We start from the raw sequence: 17,303 nt of genomic DNA, 5'->3' as shown, positions 1-17,303 counted from the left end.
CCCCATGGCCGATATCGCGCTCGTGTTCGGATGGACGCCGGCGACGATGAATGAATTCAGCCTGTCGGAGCTGATGGACTGGCGCGAGCGGGCGCGTGAACGATACGAGCGAAAAGACTGATGGATAACGCGCTGAAACTCCGCGTGATGTTCGACATGGTCGACAACATCACCAAGCCCCTTAAAACCATGCTCGCGGGAAACAAGGGGCTCGCCGCGTCATTGAAGGAAACGCGGCGCGAGCTCGCCGAAATGGTTAAGACGCAAAAGGCCGTCGCCTCGTTTCGTGAAATGCGCACCGGCCTCGAAGCAACCGGCGCGCAGCTCGCGACCGCGCGCGCCCGCGTGAAGGAATTGGCGGGCTCGCTGCGCACCATGGGGCCGCCGTCGCAGAAGATGATCGCGGACTTGCAGAGCGCACGCGAGGCCGCACGCGCGCTCTCGCAACAGCAAAAGCAACAGGCGCAGACGGTCAACGATCTGCGCACGCGCCTCGAAGGCGCAGGCATCAATACGCGCAACCTCGCGCAACATGAGCGCGAGCTGCGCACCAACATCGCGGCGACCAACGCGGCCATGAATGAGCAGGCCGCCAAGCTGCAGCAAATCAGCGATCGTGAGAAGCGCGTCGCCACGGCGCGCAAGAGCATGCAGGGCGTGCAGGGCTTCGCGGCGAATATGGCTGTGGCCGGCTACGCCACGCGCAGCACCGGCGCGCATGTGCTCGGCGACTTGCGCGAAACGCTCGACGAGTCGAAGAAAGCGGAGAACGAGGGCATGCGCATTAAGGCGCTCGGCCTCGGCGATCATGCGGCGGAAGACGCGATCAAATACGCGCGCGCCATGAAAATGTATGGCGTGTCGACGACCGACAATCTCACGATGATGCGAGACGCGCTCACCATCTTTGCCGACGAGCATCATGCGCAAATGGTCATGCCGACGCTCGCCAAGATGAAGTTTGCGAACGAATCGATGTTTGGTGCGGAAGATGCGCACGCGAACGAAGAGAAGTTCATGAACATGTTGAAGGTGATCGAGCTGCGCGGCGGCACCAAAGACGAAGCGACGTTCAAAGACGAAGCGAACATGGTGCAGAAGGTGCTCACCGCAACCGGCGGCCGCGTGGGCGGCGATGAATGGCGCAATTTCATTCAGACCGGTGGCGTCGCGGCGAAGCAACTGCGCAAAGACGCGTTCTATTATCAGATGGAGCCGCTCATTCAGGAAATGGGCGGGCACGCGGTCGGAACTGGATTGATGTCGGCATACAGTAACGTCTACCAAGGCAAGACAACGGTTCGCGCTGCCAAGCAAATGATGTCGCTCGGTCTGCTCGATCCGAAGATGGTCGAATACACGAAGATCGGCACGCTCAAGCAAGTGAAGCCGGGCGCGCTCACCGGCGGCGACATGCTGAAGGCGTCGCCGCTCGAATGGCTCGAAAAGGTGCTGCTGCCGAAGCTCGCCGCGAAAGGGATCACTGACCCGGATAAGGTCAAAGACATGATCTCGACGATTTTCACGAATCGTACGGCGGCGAATCTATTCACAACGATGTACATGCAGAGCGGGCAGATTCACAAGAACGAGAAGCTCAACGCGGGCGCTGACGGCATCGAAGAGCTGAAGGCGAAAGGCGAGCAGATGACGACCGGTCGTGAAACCGAGTCGCTCGCGCAGCTCAAGAATCTCAAGCAGGAGATTGGCGAGAAGGTGTCGCCGCTCTATAACGCCGGTCTGCAGATGCAGGCAACACTCACGGCGAAGGTCGTCGGATTCATGAAAGAGCACAGCACGGCCGCGATCGCGATCATTACTGCGCTCACCGTGCTCGCCGCGCTGCTCGTCACGGTCGGCACGCTGACGATCGCACTCGCCGGCGTGCTTGGGCCGCTCGCGGTGCTGCGATTCAGCATGACCATGCTCGGCATGCAGGGCGAGCTACTTGTACGCGTGCTAGGGATCGGCGCGAGCGCGTTTCGCATGTTCGGCACGGCCGCCATGTTCGCCGGGCGCGCGATGTTGATGAATCCGATCGGGCTCGCGATCGCGGCTGTCGTCGCTGCAATCGCCGTCGCGGCGTACGTCATCTACACGCACTGGGACACGATCAAAGCCGGCGCGGCGAATGCATGGGATTTCATCCGTGCCAAGTTCGCAGAGTTCACCGGGTGGTTTAGCTCGATGCCGGCTCAGTTCTCGGAGATTGGCTCGAACATCATCAGCGGGCTCGTGAACGGCATCACGAGCGGGCTCGGCACGGTCAAAGATGCGATCGTGAACGTCGCGAGCTCGACGGTAGGATGGTTCAAGGAAAAGCTCGGTATACATAGTCCGAGCCGCGTGTTCGGTGAGCTCGGCGGATTCATCAGCCAGGGCGCTGCGCTCGGCATGGAAGACGAGCAGGGCCGCGTCGCGCGTGCGGCCGTGGGCCTCGCTGGCGTCGCGGTGAATTCATTCGGTGCCGGTGCACTCGTGCGTCCGACTGTGGCGATCGATGGACGCGGGCCGCTATCGAGCGCGCCGGCGGCGGCCGGCTCGGCGGCCGCCGCATCGTCGCCAGCAATCATCAACATCTACCCGCAACCGGGCATGGACGCGCAGGCGATCGCGCGCGCCGTCGCCGTCGAGCTCGATCGGCGCGACCGCGCGAAGCAGTCGCGCCTCTCGTCGAGCCTCTCGGACAGGGGATAAGGAAAGCAGATCATGATGCTCTCACTCGGACAGTTCGTTTTCAGTCTCACGACTGCACCATTCAAAGAGCTGCAACGTCAGCGCAACTGGAAACACCGCACCAGCTCGCGCGTGGGCGCGCGCGATGCAAGCCAGTACACCGGCGCGGGCGATGACACGATCACGCTTAATGGCATGGTCGCGCAAGACAACGCAATAGGCACGATCGCGTCGCTCGACGAGCTAGCAAAAATGGGCGACACCGGCGACGCGTATGTGCTCGTCGACGGATCGGGCAACGTGTACGGCGCATTCATCATCGAATCGCTCAGCGAGACGGCGACGTATCACACGGCCGAAGGTATCGCGCGCAAGATCGAATTCAATCTGTCGATTAAGCGCGTCGACGATGATGTGCTGTCGCTCTCGTCCGATGTGAAATCGACGACCGACGCTGGCAAGGCCACGGCGAGCGAAGCGTCGACGGTACTATCGGACGCGAAGAAAGTCGCCAACGTTGCGGCGGCCGTTATCACTGCGGCAAAGAGCTCGACCGTCTCGAACCTGAGTTCTGCGGTCGTCAGTGTGACGGACGGTGTCGACGCGAGCACGGCGAGTGCGGTATCGAAGGGGCTGAGCACTGCTAACGGACTTTCGCTCGCAAATGTGGTGTCTGCGGCGAAGGAAATTTCGCAGCTCAACGGTCAGACCGCGAGCAGCGCGATCGCGCTCGTGCTGACCAAAGCGGCGGCCGCAGCATGATGGACAGCACGCGCAAACAGCCGCAGGCGGACTATCGCATCACGCTCGATGGCCGCGATCTGTCGCGCCTGATCGCGCCTAACCTGATCAGCCTCACGCTGTCGGAGTCGCGCGCCGATGAATCCGACATGCTCGACCTCGTCATTGACGACACCAAAGACACATTCGCCATTCCGAAGCGAGGCGCGAATATCAGGGTGATGATCGGATGGGTCGGCGAGCCGCTCGTCGACAAGGGAACATTCACGGTTGACGAAGTCGAGCACAGCGGAACACCGGATATCATCACGATTCGCGCACGATCAGCCTCGATGACCAACGCCATGCACGAGCGGCGCGAACAGAGCTGGCACGGTCAAACACTCGGCTCGATCGTGCGCACCGTCGCATCGCGTCATTCGCTGAAAGCGGCCGTCGCCGAGGCGCTCGCGAAAGTCGCGATTGCGCACATCGATCAGACACACGAAAGCGATATGTCGTTTCTCACGCGCCTCGCCAAGCGCTATGACGCGGTGATGAACGTCAAAGACTTGAACCTGCTTTTCATGCCAATCGGCACCGGCAAGACGGCAAGCGGGCGCACGCTCTCTGAGATCGCGCTCACGCGTCGCGATGGCGATCAGCATCGTTACCACATTGCGCAGCGCGAGAGCTATGCGGCCGTACGCGCGCACTGGCATTCGAACGGGAAGGGCAAGCGCCAGTCGGTCGTCATCGGTGGCGAGAACAATCACAACGTAAAGGTGCTGCCTGAAGACTATCCAAGCGAGGCGGAAGCGAGCGCGGCCGCGCAGGCCGAATTCGCGCGCGTGCAGCGCTCGCAGGCCACGCTCGATTACACGCTTGCGCGCGGTCGCGCCGAGCTCTTTCCAGAGCTGCCCGTGACGGTGAGCGGTTTCAAGCCCGACATCGACGACACGCCGTGGCTCGTGAAGAAAGTCACGCACACGGTCACTGGCGATGCAGGATTTATCACGGCGCTGGAGCTCGAAGTGCGCGACGATCCGACGACCGACAAGCATCGGTCGCATTTTCGAAAGAGCGGCAAGTGATAGCAGCTTTCTGGCGAGTTTGGGGCTTCACTCGTAACAGTCGAAATCTGGTCCACCAACATGCGCGTGACTGGCCCGGGCGATGTTGTCGAGTCGGAATGGAGAATTCGCGGAGCGCGGTGACGCAATTACCCCCACTGCATCCACGAACTCGCCAGTGGATCGTCGCGATCAGTTCCAGACAAGCAGTTGACGGAGCTGATATCGGTGGAGCGTTGGGCGTGTCCTGTCCGGAACGTTATCGGTTCTCCGTCAGCAGCGTTTCTAGACGGCCCAACGCTCGCAAAGGTTGACCTAACACTGCATGTGACCGGGCAACGTTCAGCGCTGACTGGATAATAGGCGAGGACGACTTTCGTGCATCGACCAAGTCAATCAGGAACAGGATCTCATCACGAATCTTAAAGCGGTCCGACACGTCTCCTACGACGATCAAGGATCGAAGACGATCGGCCGCCATGAGATATCCTGTGTATGGAAAATTCAACCATGTGTCCCGCATTCTCACCTCTGACGGTCCTGTGAACTGAGGAATGTTACGAAGGCCTTTGAATCAGCCGCATGATCGCGCAGCGATGGTCGACATCCGGGCGCGTGACATAAGCTTAGCAACTAGCGAATGAGTTATGCCCATCGAAGGGCGATCCGAAAAGGGGGGCATATGGACGATATTGACCACGAAGTGTCTTGCCTTGCTCTGGCCGATAAACGTATAAACGATGGGCGTCGGAGGGTCCTCGCTCAGGCTGAGCGGGTTCGGAATTTACGCGCAAAAGGGCTCGATGCAGTCTCTGCAGAACAACTATTGAGCGTGATGCGTCAAGTCCTTGAAAACTTCCTCGAAGCTCGGCAACTGATGGAGCGCTCGCTCCAACTGCGGGGAAGCAGCAGCGGGAAACTCCACCCGACGACAGATAAGCTTCGGTCGCATTTTCGGAAGAACGCTCGCTGAGCGGCGCGATTCGGTAAGGCCGCGCGCGCCGCGCGTGTCAGCGCCCGGGGTGCCGCAGACGCGGCATGAACTGCCAGAGTCCGAGTCGCGACGTGATCGACTGCTGTCGCTCGCGGGCTTTCTCGATGGTGCTCTCGAAGGTGCCGCGCAGTTTGGCGTCGCGCACCTTGTCGGCGACGCTCCACGCATGGACATAATGCTCGAAGGCGCGCGTGCTGGATGTGAATGCGGGTGCGACGGCCTCTACCCATGAGAAAAGGTCGTCGTATGTCACGACGACCTCGCCGAACAGATCGCGCATCGGGATCTCCTGACTTTTTATAGTCGTGTTGTGTGCAGAAGCTAAACGCGTACCCCGACGCGGAAATCGATCGATAAATCAGTTAGGCAGCAAGTGCAAGGGTGGAAGTTGTTGCGGATTCGCGACGTTTCTTGCGGTCGCGATAAGTTGACATAACACAAATTATCAGCGTTTTGTTTGTAGGTCCCAAGTGAGAAACACCGCAGCCATACCGCGTGTCAGCCGCCACGAGCCGCCGGTATCACCCGCACGGCCCGTAGCCCAAACGATCATCAACTCCTTTTCAAACCCTGCCACGCTTCACCGTCCGGAAAGCGATGCCTGTCGAGCGACGCCGCTTTCATCTCGATGCTGTAGCCCGGTTTCTGCGGCGGCATGTATCGCCCATTGCGAATCACGACCGGATCGACAAAATGCTCGTGCAGATGATCGACATATTCGAGCACGCGATTCTCCAGCGACGCCGACACGCAAACATAGTCGAAGATCGAAATGTGCTGCACGTACTCACACAGCCCGACGCCGCCCGCATGCGGACACACCGGCACGCCGAACTTCGCCGCCATCAGCAGCACGACGATCACCTCGTTCAGCCCGCCAAGACGGCAACTGTCGATCTGACAGAAGTCGATCGCCTCGGCCTGCAATAGCTGCTTGAACATCACGCGGTTCTGGCAGTGCTCGCCCGTCGCGACGCCGATCAGCGGACTCAGGCGCTGGCGGATGGCCGCGTGCCCGAGCACATCGTCGGGACTCGTCGGCTCTTCGATCCACCATGGATTGAACTCCGCGAGACGTCGCATGTTGGTCACGGCTTCGTCGACGTCCCATACCTGATTGGCGTCCATCATCAGCTTCGATTTTTCGCCGATCTCTTCACGCAAGATGCGCGCGCGCCGCACGTCTTCCTCGATGTTTCCGCCGACCTTCTGCTTGAAATGCGTCCATCCTTGCGCGACGCCTTCACGCGCGAGCCGGCGGATCTTGTCGTCGTCGTAGCCAAGCCAGCCCGCCGACGTCGTATAGCCCGGATAACCTTGTTCGAGCATTTCCTTCACACGTTCGCCGCGCGTCTTTTCATGACGCTTCAGAATCGCGATAGCCTCATACGGCGTGATGGCGTCGGTCACGTAACGGAAGTCGAGGCAACGCACGAGCTCTTCCGGCGTCATGTCGACGAGCAGCTTCCACACCGGCTTGCCCTCCGACTTCGCCCACAGGTCCCATGCCGCGTTGACGACCGCGGCCGTCGCGAGATGGATCGCGCCCTTGTCCGGGCCGATCCACCGCAACTGGCTATCCGACGTGAATTCACGCCAGAACGCACCCATGTTCGCGGTGATGTCCGCGAGCTTCTTCCCTACGATTTGCGGCGCCAGCGCATTCACGGCCGCCACGCAGATCTCGTTGCCACGGCCGATCGTGAACGTCAGGCCGTGGCCCGTGTGCCCTTCCGGTGAATCGGTTTCGAGCGTGACGTAGGTAGCGGAATAGTCCGGCGCCGCGTTCATCGCATCCGAGCCATCGAGCGAACGCGATGTGGGAAAGCGAATGTCCCTCACGGACAGCCTGGTGATCGTTGTCATATGAACGCCCTCCGAAAGCGTCGTCGACCAAGTCGAGTCTGCGATTTAACCGATGAAAAAGTCGCTACGTCCCAATCTTCGAACTAGGCATATGCACGCGTTGACAACGCCGTCGATGCTTTCTAGCATGCTAGCATCCATCTCGAAAATCAAGCGCCGGTGAACACGTCTCTCGATACAGCGACGACCGTCAGCACTCCCTATGATGCACTGCACAAGATCGGCAGCGGCGAACGCGGCAGCCTGACCGATGCAGTCGAGGCAGCGTTGCGGGAAGCTATCGTCACGCTGGCGCTGGAGCCTGGGATGATGATCGACAAACTGGCCGTCTGCGAGCGCATGGGCGTCTCGCGATTTCCGGTTTCCGCCGCGCTGGCCCGGCTCGAGCACGCAGGTCTTGTCGAAGTGTTGCCGCAGCGCGGCACGCGCGTGAAGCCCATCGCGCTCGAAGACATTCATCAGCATCTGTTCATTCGCAGCGCGCTCGAAGTCGAGACGGTGCGCGGCGTCGCCCGCATTCGCGAGGCCGCGACGCTCGACGCGCTCGCGCTCAATCTCGAACAGCAACGGATGATGCTGAAGACCGATCAGCGTCTCGCCTTCCATACGCTCGATCTCGCCTTCCACGAAATCCTGCTCGACGCGATCAACCTGCCGCGCGTGAAGGAGATCGTCGCCGTGTCGCGCAGCGCGCTCGATCGCGCGAGACAGCTTCTCGCGAGTCCGGAGCGCCTCGTCCATACGCTCGATGAACACGAACGCATCTTCGACGCCATTCGCAGCGGCGACGCCGACACTGCCGCGAAGGCGATGCACGATCATCTCGATCAGGTCGTCGCGGAATTGCGCCGTTCGGCGCAGGAACGGCCCGACCAGTTCGCGCCATAGCCGTTCGACGCACGTATGACAGGTCCAACGAAACCGAGCATTCATGCCACATCCATGACACCCCTCATCTCCGTCAATCAGTTGAGCAAGCGCTTTCCGGGCGTGCGCGCGCTGCATGAAGTGCGCTTCGACGTCATGCCGGGCGAGGTCCATGCGTTGATGGGCGAAAACGGCGCGGGCAAGTCCACGCTCATGAAGATTCTCGCGGGCGTGTACACGCGCGATTCCGGCGACATGTTCGTCGACGGCAAGCCGGTCGACTTCACGAGTCCACGCGAGGCGCAGGCATCGGGCATCGGCATCATTCATCAGGAACTGCAACTGATGAATCATCTGACGATCGCGCAGAACATCTTCATCGGCCGCGAGCCTCGCAAGCTCATGGGCTTGTTGCTCGACGAAGACAAGCTCAACGACGACGCCCGCGCGATTCTCGCTCGCATGCATGTGAATCTCGATCCGCGCACCGTCGTCGGCACGCTCACGGTCGCGAGCCAGCAGATGGTCGAGATCGCCAAGGCGCTGTCCTTCGAATCGCGCGTGCTCATCATGGACGAGCCGACTTCCGCGCTCAACGATGCAGAAATCGCCGAGCTGTTTCGCATCATCCGGCAGTTGAAGGAGCGCGGTGTCGGCATCGTCTATATCTCCCACAAGATGGACGAGTTGAAGCAGATTTCCGATCGCGTGACCGTGATGCGCGACGGCGAATATGTCGCGACCGTGAACACGCATGAGACGAGCGTCGAGACGATCATCGGCATGATGGTCGGCAGAACGCTCACCGACCTCACGTCGTTTCTCGGCGGCGCGCATCAGGGCGAAGTGGCGCTCGAGGTGCGTCATCTGAACGCCGGGCCGCTGGTACGGGACGTCAGTTTCAAGTTGCATCGCGGTGAAATCCTCGGCTTCGCCGGCCTGATGGGCGCGGGTCGCACCGAAGTCGCGCGCGCGGTGTTCGGCGCGGACCCGGTGGAATCAGGAGAGATTTTCGTCAAAGGCGCGAAGGCCGCGATCAGAAAGCCGAGCGATGCGGTGAGGCGCGGCATCGGCTACCTGTCGGAAGACCGCAAGCGCTTCGGTCTCGCAACGGGCATGGACGTCGAATCGAACATCGTGATGTCGAACCTCGGCAAGTTTCTCGCGGGCCGCATGTTCCTGCGCCGCGCGAAGATTCGCAAGACGGCCGCGCATTTCATCAAGCTGCTCGCGATCCGCACGCCCTCGCCTACTCAGCCCGCGCGCCTGCTTTCGGGCGGCAATCAGCAGAAGATCGTCATCGCGAAGTGGCTCGAGCGCGATTGCGACGTGCTGTTCTTCGACGAGCCGACGCGCGGCATCGATGTCGGCGCGAAGAGCGAGATCTACAAGCTGTTGCGCGCGCTGGCGCAGGAAGGAAAGGCCATCGTGATGATTTCGTCGGAGCTTCCGGAAGTGCTGCGCATGAGCGATCGCATCGTCGTGATGTGCGAGGGGCGCATCACCGGAGAGCTGTCATCGGGCGAAGCGACGCAAGAGCGCATCATGCAGCTCGCGACGCGGCGCGAATCTTTGCAAGCGGCATAAGCCGGACTTTCGAACACACGAGGTCAACTCATGACACAACCCACGGATACCGCGCCGCTCACCAACGAACGACGCATTGGCGGCCTGCGCGCGCGCGTGTTTTCGCCTACTGCATTGCAGAAGCTGCTGGCGTTCGCGAGCCTCATCTTGCTGCTGGCGTTCTTCAGCTTCGCGTCGCCCGCGTTCATGCAGATGGACAACATCCTCGGCATCCTGCAGGCGACGGCGGTCAACGGCGTGCTCGCGATCGCGGCCACGTTCGTCATCATCACGGGCGGCATCGACTTGTCCGTCGGCACGTTGATGACCTTCACCGCCGTGATATGCGGCGTGTTCCTCACCTACTGGCATTTGCCGATGTGGATCGGCGTGATCGCCGCGATTGTCACCGGCGCGATATGCGGAACCATCTCGGGCACGCTGACCGCGAAGATGAAGATCCCGCCCTTCATCGCGACGCTCGGCATGATGATGCTGCTGAAGGGCTTGTCGCTCGTCGTCGCGTCCGACAAGCCGATCTACTTCACCGACACCGAAAACTTCTACATGATCTCGCAGGACTCGCTGATCGGTTATTTCCTGCCGAGCGTGCCGATTCCGAACGCGGTGCTGATCCTGTTCTTTCTCGCGATCGCGAGCGCCATCACGCTCAATCGCACCGCGCTCGGGCGCTATACGTTCGCGCTCGGCAGCAACGAGGAAGCGGTGCGTCTTTCGGGCGTGAACGTGGACCGATGGAAGATCGCCATCTACGGTCTGGGCGGCGCGATTTGCGGCATCGCCGGACTGCTTATCGCCTCGCGGCTGAATTCGGCGCAGCCCGCGCTCGGACAAGGCTACGAACTCGATGCGATCGCGGCGGTCGTCATCGGCGGCACGTCGCTATCGGGCGGATCGGGAACGATACTCGGCACGATCATCGGCGCGTTCATCATGAGCGTGCTGACCAACGGCTTGCGCATCATGTCGGTCGCTCAGGAATGGCAGATCGTCGTGACCGGCCTCATCATCATTCTCGCGGTGTATGCGGACATTCTGCGGCGCAAGAAAGGCGGAGCGTGACAGGGAGCATCAAAGCTCGCACGGCGAGCACAAATCGATAACCTGACCTTTGGAGGAGATCCATCATGCTGAAAAGAAGAATCATCGGCGCACTGATCGGAGCGGGCGCGCTCGTCGGCGCAACGAGCGCCGCGTATGCGGACGAGCCGTATATTCCGCTGATATCGAAAGGCTTCCAGCATCAGTTCTGGCAAGCCGTGAAATCGGGCGCGGAACAGGCCGCGAAAGAGCAGAAAGCGCGCATCACGTTCGAAGGCCCCGAAACCGAAGCGATGGTCGACAAGCAAATCGACATGCTCTCCGCAGCGCTCGCGAAGAAGCCGCAGGCGATCGGCATCGCCGCGCTCGACAGCAAGGCCGCCGTTCCGCTGCTCAAGCGGGCGCAGAACCAGAAGATTCCGGTGATCGCATTCGACTCGGGCGTGGATAGCGACATTCCGCTCACCACCTGCGCCACCGACAATCTCGCCGCCGCCGCGCTCGCCGCCGACAAGATGGCCGAAGCCATCGGCAATGCGGGCGAAGTGGGCGTCATCGTTCACGATCAGACGAGCCGCACCGGCATCGACCGGCGCGACGGCTTCCTCAATCAGATGAAGTCCAAGCATCCGAACATCAAGATCGTATCGGTGCAGTATGGCGGCGGCGATCATCTGAAGTCGGCGGAGATCGCGAAGGCGATGATTCAGGCCAATCCGAACATCAAGGGCATCTTCGGCGCCAATGAAGGTTCGGCCGCGGGCGCGGCTATCGGCATCAAGGAATCGGGCAAGAAGCTCGTGCTGATTGGCTACGACTCGGGCAAGGAGCAGAAGGAAGACATCATGTCGGGCCTCATGGCGGGTGCGATCACGCAGAATCCGGTCGGCATCGGCAGGTGCGTCGTCGATTCGGCGATGAAGGCGCTCAAGGGCGAAAAGCTGCCGAAGAAGGTCGATACCGGCTTCTACTGGTACGACAAGTCCAACATGAACGATCCGAAGATCGCCGCCGTGCTGTACGACTGATCGGCAAAGGACGGGGTCGCGCCCGTCCTCTTCTCTTCATGCGATCACGTCCAGGGAACGTGCACGCGATCGAGGTTCCTGTCGAGCTGATACGCCGCGCTGATGAGCGCGAGATGCGTCAGCGCCTGCGGAAAATTGCCGAGCGCCTCGCCGCTCGTCGCCACTTCCTCCGAGAAGAGCCCGAGATGATTCGCGTAGGCGAGCATCTTCTCGAACACGAGCCGGCCTTCGTCGACACGTCCGGCGCGCGCGAGCGCCTCCGCATACCAGAACGAGCACGCGGAGAAGCCGCCCTCGGTGCCGGGCAAGCCATCGAGCGTCGAGCCGCGCGTATAGCGGAAGATCAGCGGATCGACGCGCAACTCGCGGCCGATTGCATCGAGCGTGCCGATCCAGCGCGGATCTTTCGGGCCGATGAAGCGCACGAGCGGCATCATCAATGCAGAGGCGTCGAGCGTGTCGGAGCCGGGCGTCTGCACGAAACTCTCGATGTCGTCGTTCCAGAACTGTTCGTGAATGTCGCGATGGATTTCATCGCGCGTTTCGAACCAGCGCGCAAGCGGCGCGGGCAACGAGCGCTTTTCTGCAAGCCGCAGCGCGCGATCCACCGTCACCCAGCACATTAGACGCGAATGCAGCAATGCGCGCGTGCCGTTGCGAAACTCCCAGATGCCGTTGTCCGGCTCGCGCCAGTGTTCGACGACGTAATCGACTGTGCGCGTCACGTGACGCCAGCCATCGTAGGAGATGGCCGCGCCGTACTTGTTGTAGAGATAGACGGAATCGAGCAGCGCGCCGTAGACATCGAGCTGAACCTGTTCGCGCGCTCCGTTGCCGATCACGATCCGTCCCGGAACTTCGCCGACGAGACTCTTCAGCTCGCTTTCTTCGGGCGCGTCGGCGCCATCGACGGAATACATCACACGCAACTGGCCGTGCGCGCTGCAATCGCGGCTGCGCTCGGCGATCCACTTCATGAAGCGTTCCGCCTCGCCGGTGTAGCCGAGGCGCAGCAGCGCGTAGACGGAGAACGCGGCGTCGCGTATCCACGTGAAGCGATAATCCCAGCGGCGCGAACCGTCCTGCGCCTCGGGCAAGCCGAAGGTCGGCGCGGCGACGATCGCGCCGAATTCTTCCGAACTCAACATCTTCAAGGTCAACGCCGAGCGCAGCACGACTTCGCGATAGCGCCCGCGATACGTCGAACGCGACGACCATTCCTTCCAGTAATCGATGGTCTCGGTGAGGATCGAGTCGTGATTCGCGTCGATGTCGGCGAGCCCTTCGGCCTCGCCGAGCACGAAGCAGGCGCAAGCGCCTTCTTCCAAATTCAGCGTCGCGCATGCGCTCTGGCCGTCGATCGTAAGCGGCACATTCGAGCGCAGCCGCAACGACGGCGCACCGTCGTCGCGCATGAATTCGACGCCCTTCTCCACCGCATGGGCCGTGTGCTTCGCGCGCGCGTAATCGAAGCGCGGATCGCAGCGCACGTCGAGCGTCATGCGTCCGAAGACGAGTCGCACGATGCGCAGCACGCAGTTCGGCAACGCATCGGCGCGCGTCCCGTTCGATGCGACCGGCATCAGATCGAGCAGCTCGCACACGCCGTCGCCGGTCATGAAACGCGTGAGGAGCACGTTCGTTTCGGGCAGATACATCTGCTTGACGTTCGCGTTGGGCGCGCGCGGCGTGATGGCGAAAGCGCCGCCGCGATCGCCATCGAGCAGCGCGGCGAAGACCGTGGGCGAGTCGATGCGCGGGAAACACATGAAGTCGATCGCGCCGCAAAGCGACACGAGCGCCGCCGTCTTCATGTTGCCGATCATGCCGCGCCCGTCGACGGGCAGCGCGGCCGGTGGAATCTGCTCAGGATGGTGTCCCATCGCGAAGTGCTCCCGACGAGCGTGGAATGACATCGTCGGAAATCGAGCAAGTCATATTCCTGTCGAACGCGACCGCTACGATGCGTGCGACAAACGCTAGACAGTGCGAATCAGCGCGCGGCGGTCCGGTCGCCCGGTGCGGTCTCCGGATGCTTCGGCGCGTCGCCGAAAGCGGCCGCGCTCGCGGCGCCGTCTTGCGCGGCGAGCACGGAAGGCGTCGGCACGGGGGCATCCGCATGACGCGAACGGCCGAAGCTCGCGATATAGACCACAGCCGCCACGGCGACGCCCACCAGAACGGCCGCCACAGCCACGCCCGACGACTTTCGTCTCATTACTCCTCCCTTTCGGATACGATGACCCCGGCTCGCGGCCCGGTCCCGCGTCGATGGTAGCAGCGCGAGGCGTGTCATCTGCGTGGGCCGCCGCGCACTGCCGCAAAAAAATCCCAAACAATCCGAGGACATTCCATGCACGCCGCTACGGCATTCAATCTGGTGCTCGTCTCCTTGATCGCCATCATCGCGCTCGAAGTGCTCGCCAAGCGCGTGCGCCTGCCACCCGCGGCCGCACTGCTCGTCGGCGGCGTCGCGATGGCGTTCGTGCCGGGCCTGCCGCAATTCGAGCTCGACCCTGAGCTCGTGCTCGTCGTGTTCCTACCGCCGCTCCTGATGTACGGCGCGTACTTCTTCGTGTGGGACGACTTCAAGCGGAACCTGAGCGGCATTCTGCTGCTCGCGATCGGCGCGGTCGCGTTCACGACGCTCGTCGTCGGCGTCGCGGTACATCTCGTCGTGCCGCAACTTCCCTGGGCCGCGTGCTTCGCGCTCGGCGCGGTCGTCTCGCCGCCCGACGCGGTCGCCGCCAAGGCCGTGCTCGAGCGCGTCGCGCTGCCGCGTCGGCTGATGGTGCTGCTCGAAGGCGAAAGCCTGCTCAACGACGCCGCCGGCCTCGTGCTCTTCCGCTTCGCGCTCGTGGCCGCGATGAGCGGCGTGTTCAGCGCGCCACGCGCCGTCGCGAGCTTCGCGGGGCTGGCGATCGGCGGCATCGTCGTCGGGATCGTCGCGGGCTTCATCGCGGTGAAGCTCATGCGCGCGCTCGAGGACGATTACCTCGTCATCACCACGTCGATGCTGACGTCGTGGGTCAGCTATATCGCGGGCGAGGAGCTCGGCGTATCGAGCGTCATCGCGACGGTCACGTGCGGCATGGTCGTCGGCTGGCATCAGCACGAAGTGTTCACGGCGGCGCAGCGCATGCGCGGCACGGCGTTCTGGCAGGTTGTCGTGTTCGTGCTGGAAGCGCTCGTGTTCGTGCTGATCGGACTGTCGCTGCGCGGCATCGCGGTGCGGCTCGGCGGCGTCGGCGATGCATTCTCTCTCCTCGGACCCGCGACGGCGGCGGTGATCGCGGTCGTGATCCTATCGCGCTTTGTCTGGGTGTTCGGCGTCGAGGCGATGAAGTGGCTCGCGTGGACCGTCACCGGACGCAAGCGCGCGGACGCCGCAGGCGTTCCCGACTGGCGCGCGGCCACGGTCGTCAGTTGGGCCGGCATGCGCGGCGTGGTGACGCTTGCCGTCGCACTTTCGTTGCCCGAGACGATGCCCGGCCGCGATCTGATTGTGTTTGCCGGCTTCGCGGTGATTCTCGTCACCGTGCTCCTGCAGGGCGCGACAATCGGCCCGCTCATCGCGCTGTTGTCGCTCACGCGCGGTCACGAGCGCTCGTCACGCCATCTCAGCGAGCCGCAGGCGTGGGCGCGCATGGAGACCGCGCAACTGGCGGCGATCCAGCCACTGGTGCACGACGCCGATGGCAATGTGATCCATCCGCGACTGCTCGAGCAATACACGTATCGCGCGGGACTCACGAAGCGCTTCGAGGACATGGAGGAGTTCCCGACGGATGCCCGCCACGCGCACTACGACGTCGTGCTCGCCGCGATTGCCGCCGGGCGCACGGAGTTGCTGCGGATGCATCGCGCGGGGGAAATCCACGACGAGCTTCTGCATTCGCTGGAGCACGACCTCGATCTTCAGGAGATCATCGCGCTTCATGCGCGCGGTTGAGCAGGATCGCGCGCCCATGTTTCGTCGCGCTGCATCCACGCATAGGCCGTGACGGTCGCGCGCGCGTTGTTCCTCAGGCGGATGAGCCACTCGCCCGCGGTCGCGCGGCGCACGCCGCTGCGCGTGGCGGTCGGCGCGAGCGCGACGAGGATCATGTGCCCTTCGCCGCGCGCGCCGCGCCCGAGATGCACGACGGTGCACACGGGATCGCCGCCGCGCGTAAACGTGCCGACGTTGCCGAGCCCGATCCATGCACTCGCGACGTCGTCGGGCGGCACGATCTGCACGTCGACGCCAGGCGTTCCATCACCGGTCGACAGCCAGATTTCCGCGAGACTCGGCGATTCGGAATGCGCGCGCACGCGCCAGCGCCACTCCGATTCCGCGCGCTCCGCGAGCGTCGATGCACCGCGACAGCGCGACAAGTCGACATTGCCGGACGGAAGCACGACCGAGCATGCGCCGCTGTCCATCAGTTCGTCGAGCGCGCATTCGATGAGCGAGCTGCCGTCCTGCTGCCACGCGACATTGCCGATATTCAGACTGACGAGCGCATGACACGCCGCACTGCCGATGTCCTGCGCGCGCTGCACGACATAGCGGACGGCGTCGAGTACTTCCGCATCGGGGCAAGGGCCGAACGCGTCGCGCATCGTGCGATAGCGTCGTTTGAGTTGCACGCCGATCATCGGCAAGGGCGCGTCGCAATCGGCTGTCGATTGCGTGCGCGACGGATCGTACATGCATGCGCCCGCCGCTTCCGCATGAAGGCGCGCGTCGCCCAGAAGCGCGTCCATCTGATGTTTGAGCAGCTCGCTTCCGTAACCGAGCCCGGCTGCGGAGTCGGCGGGATCGTTCTGATTCCAGAAGCATTGAAAGCGCGTGCGCGTTCCGTTTGCATCCTCGGAGAATCGCGGATGCGTGAACGCGATATCTTCATCGCACACGCCGACGATCGCATTGCCCAGCCCTTCGCGCATCGGTGCATGATCGGCAGGCACGCGTTCCGTACGCGCATCGACGTGCGTTGGAATCGCTAGCGCCTCCGTGAAGCGCTCGAACTTGCCCGCGAGATCGGTGTTCAGATGCGCGAAGAATTCGCGCGTCACGTGAGCCGTGCAGAAGCGCGTCGCTTCGAGCCCCGCGGGCGGATCGCGATAGAGCGCCGACATCCAGATCCAGCGTTGCCAGCCGTTACGCTCGATCGTCTGCGCGAACTGCTGCGCGGTCTCGCCGCCCTGCTTCATCTCGATGGCGATGGGAATTTGGCCGCGCGGCATGCCGCCGAGATCGCGATAGCGCGTCGCGTGCGCCCACACGATGTATGGATCGATCCGCGCGATGGGCTCGAACGCTTCGCTCACCGTGCCGATCTCCCAATGCGGGCTCATCTTCGCTCCTGTCGCCTGCATTCCGCCGACGATTGGTCGCCATGGCCGCGACGCGCGCGAATTTGTCGGTTGATTATTTCGGGACCCGAAAGAATTTAGACGTTCGCT

Annotated in this window: 13 protein-coding genes and 1 pseudogene; 9 read left to right on the top strand and 5 right to left on the bottom strand. The window is 62.6% G+C overall.

Annotation, left to right across the window (positions count from 1 at the left end; all coding sequences use genetic code 11):
• Nucleotides 1–4: 4 nt before the first annotated feature.
• The 4 genes and pseudogenes from NCS67_RS16665 to NCS67_RS16650 all read left to right on the top strand — a co-directional run bounded on the left by NCS67_RS16665 (nucleotide 5) and on the right by NCS67_RS16650 (nucleotide 4,490).
• Nucleotides 5–121, top strand: a complete 117-nt coding sequence (locus NCS67_RS16665) for a GpE family phage tail protein (RefSeq protein WP_250435769.1) — start codon at nucleotides 5–7, stop codon at nucleotides 119–121.
• Nucleotides 121–2,697, top strand: coding sequence for a phage tail tape measure protein (locus tag NCS67_RS16660; protein WP_250435768.1), 2,577 nt, complete (start codon nucleotides 121–123; stop codon nucleotides 2,695–2,697). The genes NCS67_RS16665 and NCS67_RS16660 overlap by 1 nt, the downstream gene beginning before the upstream one ends.
• A gap of 12 nt (nucleotides 2,698–2,709) precedes the next feature.
• Nucleotides 2,710–3,129: pseudogene (locus tag NCS67_RS16655) on the top strand (phage tail protein); the annotation flags it as partial.
• Nucleotides 3,130–3,434: 305 nt separating this feature from the next.
• Nucleotides 3,435–4,490 carry a phage late control D family protein gene (locus NCS67_RS16650; RefSeq protein ID WP_250435767.1) on the top strand — a complete coding sequence of 352 codons (1,056 nt, stop codon included), beginning with the start codon at nucleotides 3,435–3,437 and terminating at the stop codon, nucleotides 4,488–4,490.
• 989 nt (nucleotides 4,491–5,479) lie between these two features.
• Here the strand turns inward: NCS67_RS16650 and NCS67_RS16645 are convergent.
• Together NCS67_RS16645 and NCS67_RS16640 are read right to left on the bottom strand one after the other, a co-directional pair.
• On the bottom strand, nucleotides 5,480–5,743 hold the full coding sequence (locus tag NCS67_RS16645; RefSeq protein ID WP_250435766.1) for a hypothetical protein: 264 nt from the start codon (nucleotides 5,741–5,743) through the stop codon (nucleotides 5,480–5,482).
• A 272-nt stretch (nucleotides 5,744–6,015) separates the two neighbouring features.
• On the bottom strand, nucleotides 6,016–7,329 hold the full coding sequence (locus NCS67_RS16640) for an L-fuconate dehydratase (protein WP_250435765.1): 1,314 nt from the start codon (nucleotides 7,327–7,329) through the stop codon (nucleotides 6,016–6,018).
• Between the two features lie 159 nt (nucleotides 7,330–7,488).
• On the opposite strand from NCS67_RS16640, the gene NCS67_RS16635 reads away from it, so the two are divergent.
• The 4 genes from NCS67_RS16635 (at nucleotide 7,489) to NCS67_RS16620 (ending at nucleotide 11,852) form a co-directional block, all read left to right on the top strand.
• Entirely contained in the window at nucleotides 7,489–8,217 is a 729-nt protein-coding gene (locus tag NCS67_RS16635) for a GntR family transcriptional regulator (protein ID WP_175979340.1), read from the top strand.
• A gap of 54 nt (nucleotides 8,218–8,271) precedes the next feature.
• Nucleotides 8,272–9,783 carry a sugar ABC transporter ATP-binding protein gene (locus NCS67_RS16630; protein WP_008353351.1) on the top strand — a complete coding sequence of 504 codons (1,512 nt, stop codon included), beginning with the start codon at nucleotides 8,272–8,274 and terminating at the stop codon, nucleotides 9,781–9,783.
• A 30-nt stretch (nucleotides 9,784–9,813) separates the two neighbouring features.
• Nucleotides 9,814–10,845 carry an ABC transporter permease gene (locus tag NCS67_RS16625; RefSeq protein ID WP_008353353.1) on the top strand — a complete coding sequence of 344 codons (1,032 nt, stop codon included), beginning with the start codon at nucleotides 9,814–9,816 and terminating at the stop codon, nucleotides 10,843–10,845.
• A gap of 65 nt (nucleotides 10,846–10,910) precedes the next feature.
• Complete coding sequence (locus NCS67_RS16620) at nucleotides 10,911–11,852, top strand: ABC transporter substrate-binding protein (protein ID WP_008353355.1); 942 nt, start codon at nucleotides 10,911–10,913, stop codon at nucleotides 11,850–11,852.
• Between the two features lie 44 nt (nucleotides 11,853–11,896).
• On the opposite strand, the gene NCS67_RS16615 is transcribed toward NCS67_RS16620, so the two are convergent.
• Together NCS67_RS16615 and NCS67_RS16610 are read right to left on the bottom strand one after the other, a co-directional pair.
• A complete protein-coding gene (locus NCS67_RS16615) occupies nucleotides 11,897–13,735 on the bottom strand; it encodes a glycoside hydrolase family 15 protein (protein ID WP_250435764.1) in 1,839 nt (612 codons plus the stop codon).
• A gap of 110 nt (nucleotides 13,736–13,845) precedes the next feature.
• Nucleotides 13,846–14,070, bottom strand: coding sequence for a hypothetical protein (locus NCS67_RS16610; protein WP_008353357.1), 225 nt, complete (start codon nucleotides 14,068–14,070; stop codon nucleotides 13,846–13,848).
• Between the two features lie 135 nt (nucleotides 14,071–14,205).
• Between NCS67_RS16610 and NCS67_RS16605 the strand changes: the two genes are divergently transcribed.
• Nucleotides 14,206–15,804, top strand: coding sequence for a Na+/H+ antiporter (locus NCS67_RS16605; protein ID WP_175979337.1), 1,599 nt, complete (start codon nucleotides 14,206–14,208; stop codon nucleotides 15,802–15,804).
• Here the strand turns inward: NCS67_RS16605 and NCS67_RS16600 are convergent.
• A complete protein-coding gene (locus tag NCS67_RS16600; RefSeq protein WP_250435763.1) occupies nucleotides 15,789–17,195 on the bottom strand; it encodes a S8/S53 family peptidase in 1,407 nt (468 codons plus the stop codon). The genes NCS67_RS16605 and NCS67_RS16600 overlap by 16 nt on opposite strands.
• Nucleotides 17,196–17,303 lie beyond the last annotated feature (108 nt).

Source organism: Caballeronia sp. ATUFL_F2_KS9A (assembly GCF_023630765.1).
GTDB classification, from domain to species: Bacteria; Pseudomonadota; Gammaproteobacteria; order Burkholderiales; family Burkholderiaceae; genus Caballeronia; species Caballeronia zhejiangensis.
This window is presented reverse-complemented; position numbering and strand designations above follow the sequence as displayed.

What these genes read in the sequence shown, in the direction of transcription:
- NCS67_RS16660 (WP_250435768.1), top strand. Translation starts at nt 121, where the DNA reads ATGGATAACGCGCTGAAACTCCGCGTGATGTTCGACATGGTCGACAAC.
- NCS67_RS16600 (WP_250435763.1), bottom strand. Translation starts at nt 17,195, where the DNA reads ATGAGCCCGCATTGGGAGATCGGCACGGTGAGCGAAGCGTTCGAGCCC.
- NCS67_RS16650 (WP_250435767.1), top strand. Translation starts at nt 3,435, where the DNA reads ATGATGGACAGCACGCGCAAACAGCCGCAGGCGGACTATCGCATCACG.
- NCS67_RS16610 (WP_008353357.1), bottom strand. Translation starts at nt 14,070, where the DNA reads ATGAGACGAAAGTCGTCGGGCGTGGCTGTGGCGGCCGTTCTGGTGGGC.
- NCS67_RS16665 (WP_250435769.1), top strand. Translation starts at nt 5, where the DNA reads ATGGCCGATATCGCGCTCGTGTTCGGATGGACGCCGGCGACGATGAAT.
- NCS67_RS16605 (WP_175979337.1), top strand. Translation starts at nt 14,206, where the DNA reads ATGCACGCCGCTACGGCATTCAATCTGGTGCTCGTCTCCTTGATCGCC.
- NCS67_RS16615 (WP_250435764.1), bottom strand. Translation starts at nt 13,735, where the DNA reads ATGGGACACCATCCTGAGCAGATTCCACCGGCCGCGCTGCCCGTCGAC.
- NCS67_RS16645 (WP_250435766.1), bottom strand. Translation starts at nt 5,743, where the DNA reads ATGCGCGATCTGTTCGGCGAGGTCGTCGTGACATACGACGACCTTTTC.
- NCS67_RS16620 (WP_008353355.1), top strand. Translation starts at nt 10,911, where the DNA reads ATGCTGAAAAGAAGAATCATCGGCGCACTGATCGGAGCGGGCGCGCTC.
- NCS67_RS16640 (WP_250435765.1), bottom strand. Translation starts at nt 7,329, where the DNA reads ATGACAACGATCACCAGGCTGTCCGTGAGGGACATTCGCTTTCCCACA.
- NCS67_RS16630 (WP_008353351.1), top strand. Translation starts at nt 8,272, where the DNA reads ATGACACCCCTCATCTCCGTCAATCAGTTGAGCAAGCGCTTTCCGGGC.
- NCS67_RS16625 (WP_008353353.1), top strand. Translation starts at nt 9,814, where the DNA reads ATGACACAACCCACGGATACCGCGCCGCTCACCAACGAACGACGCATT.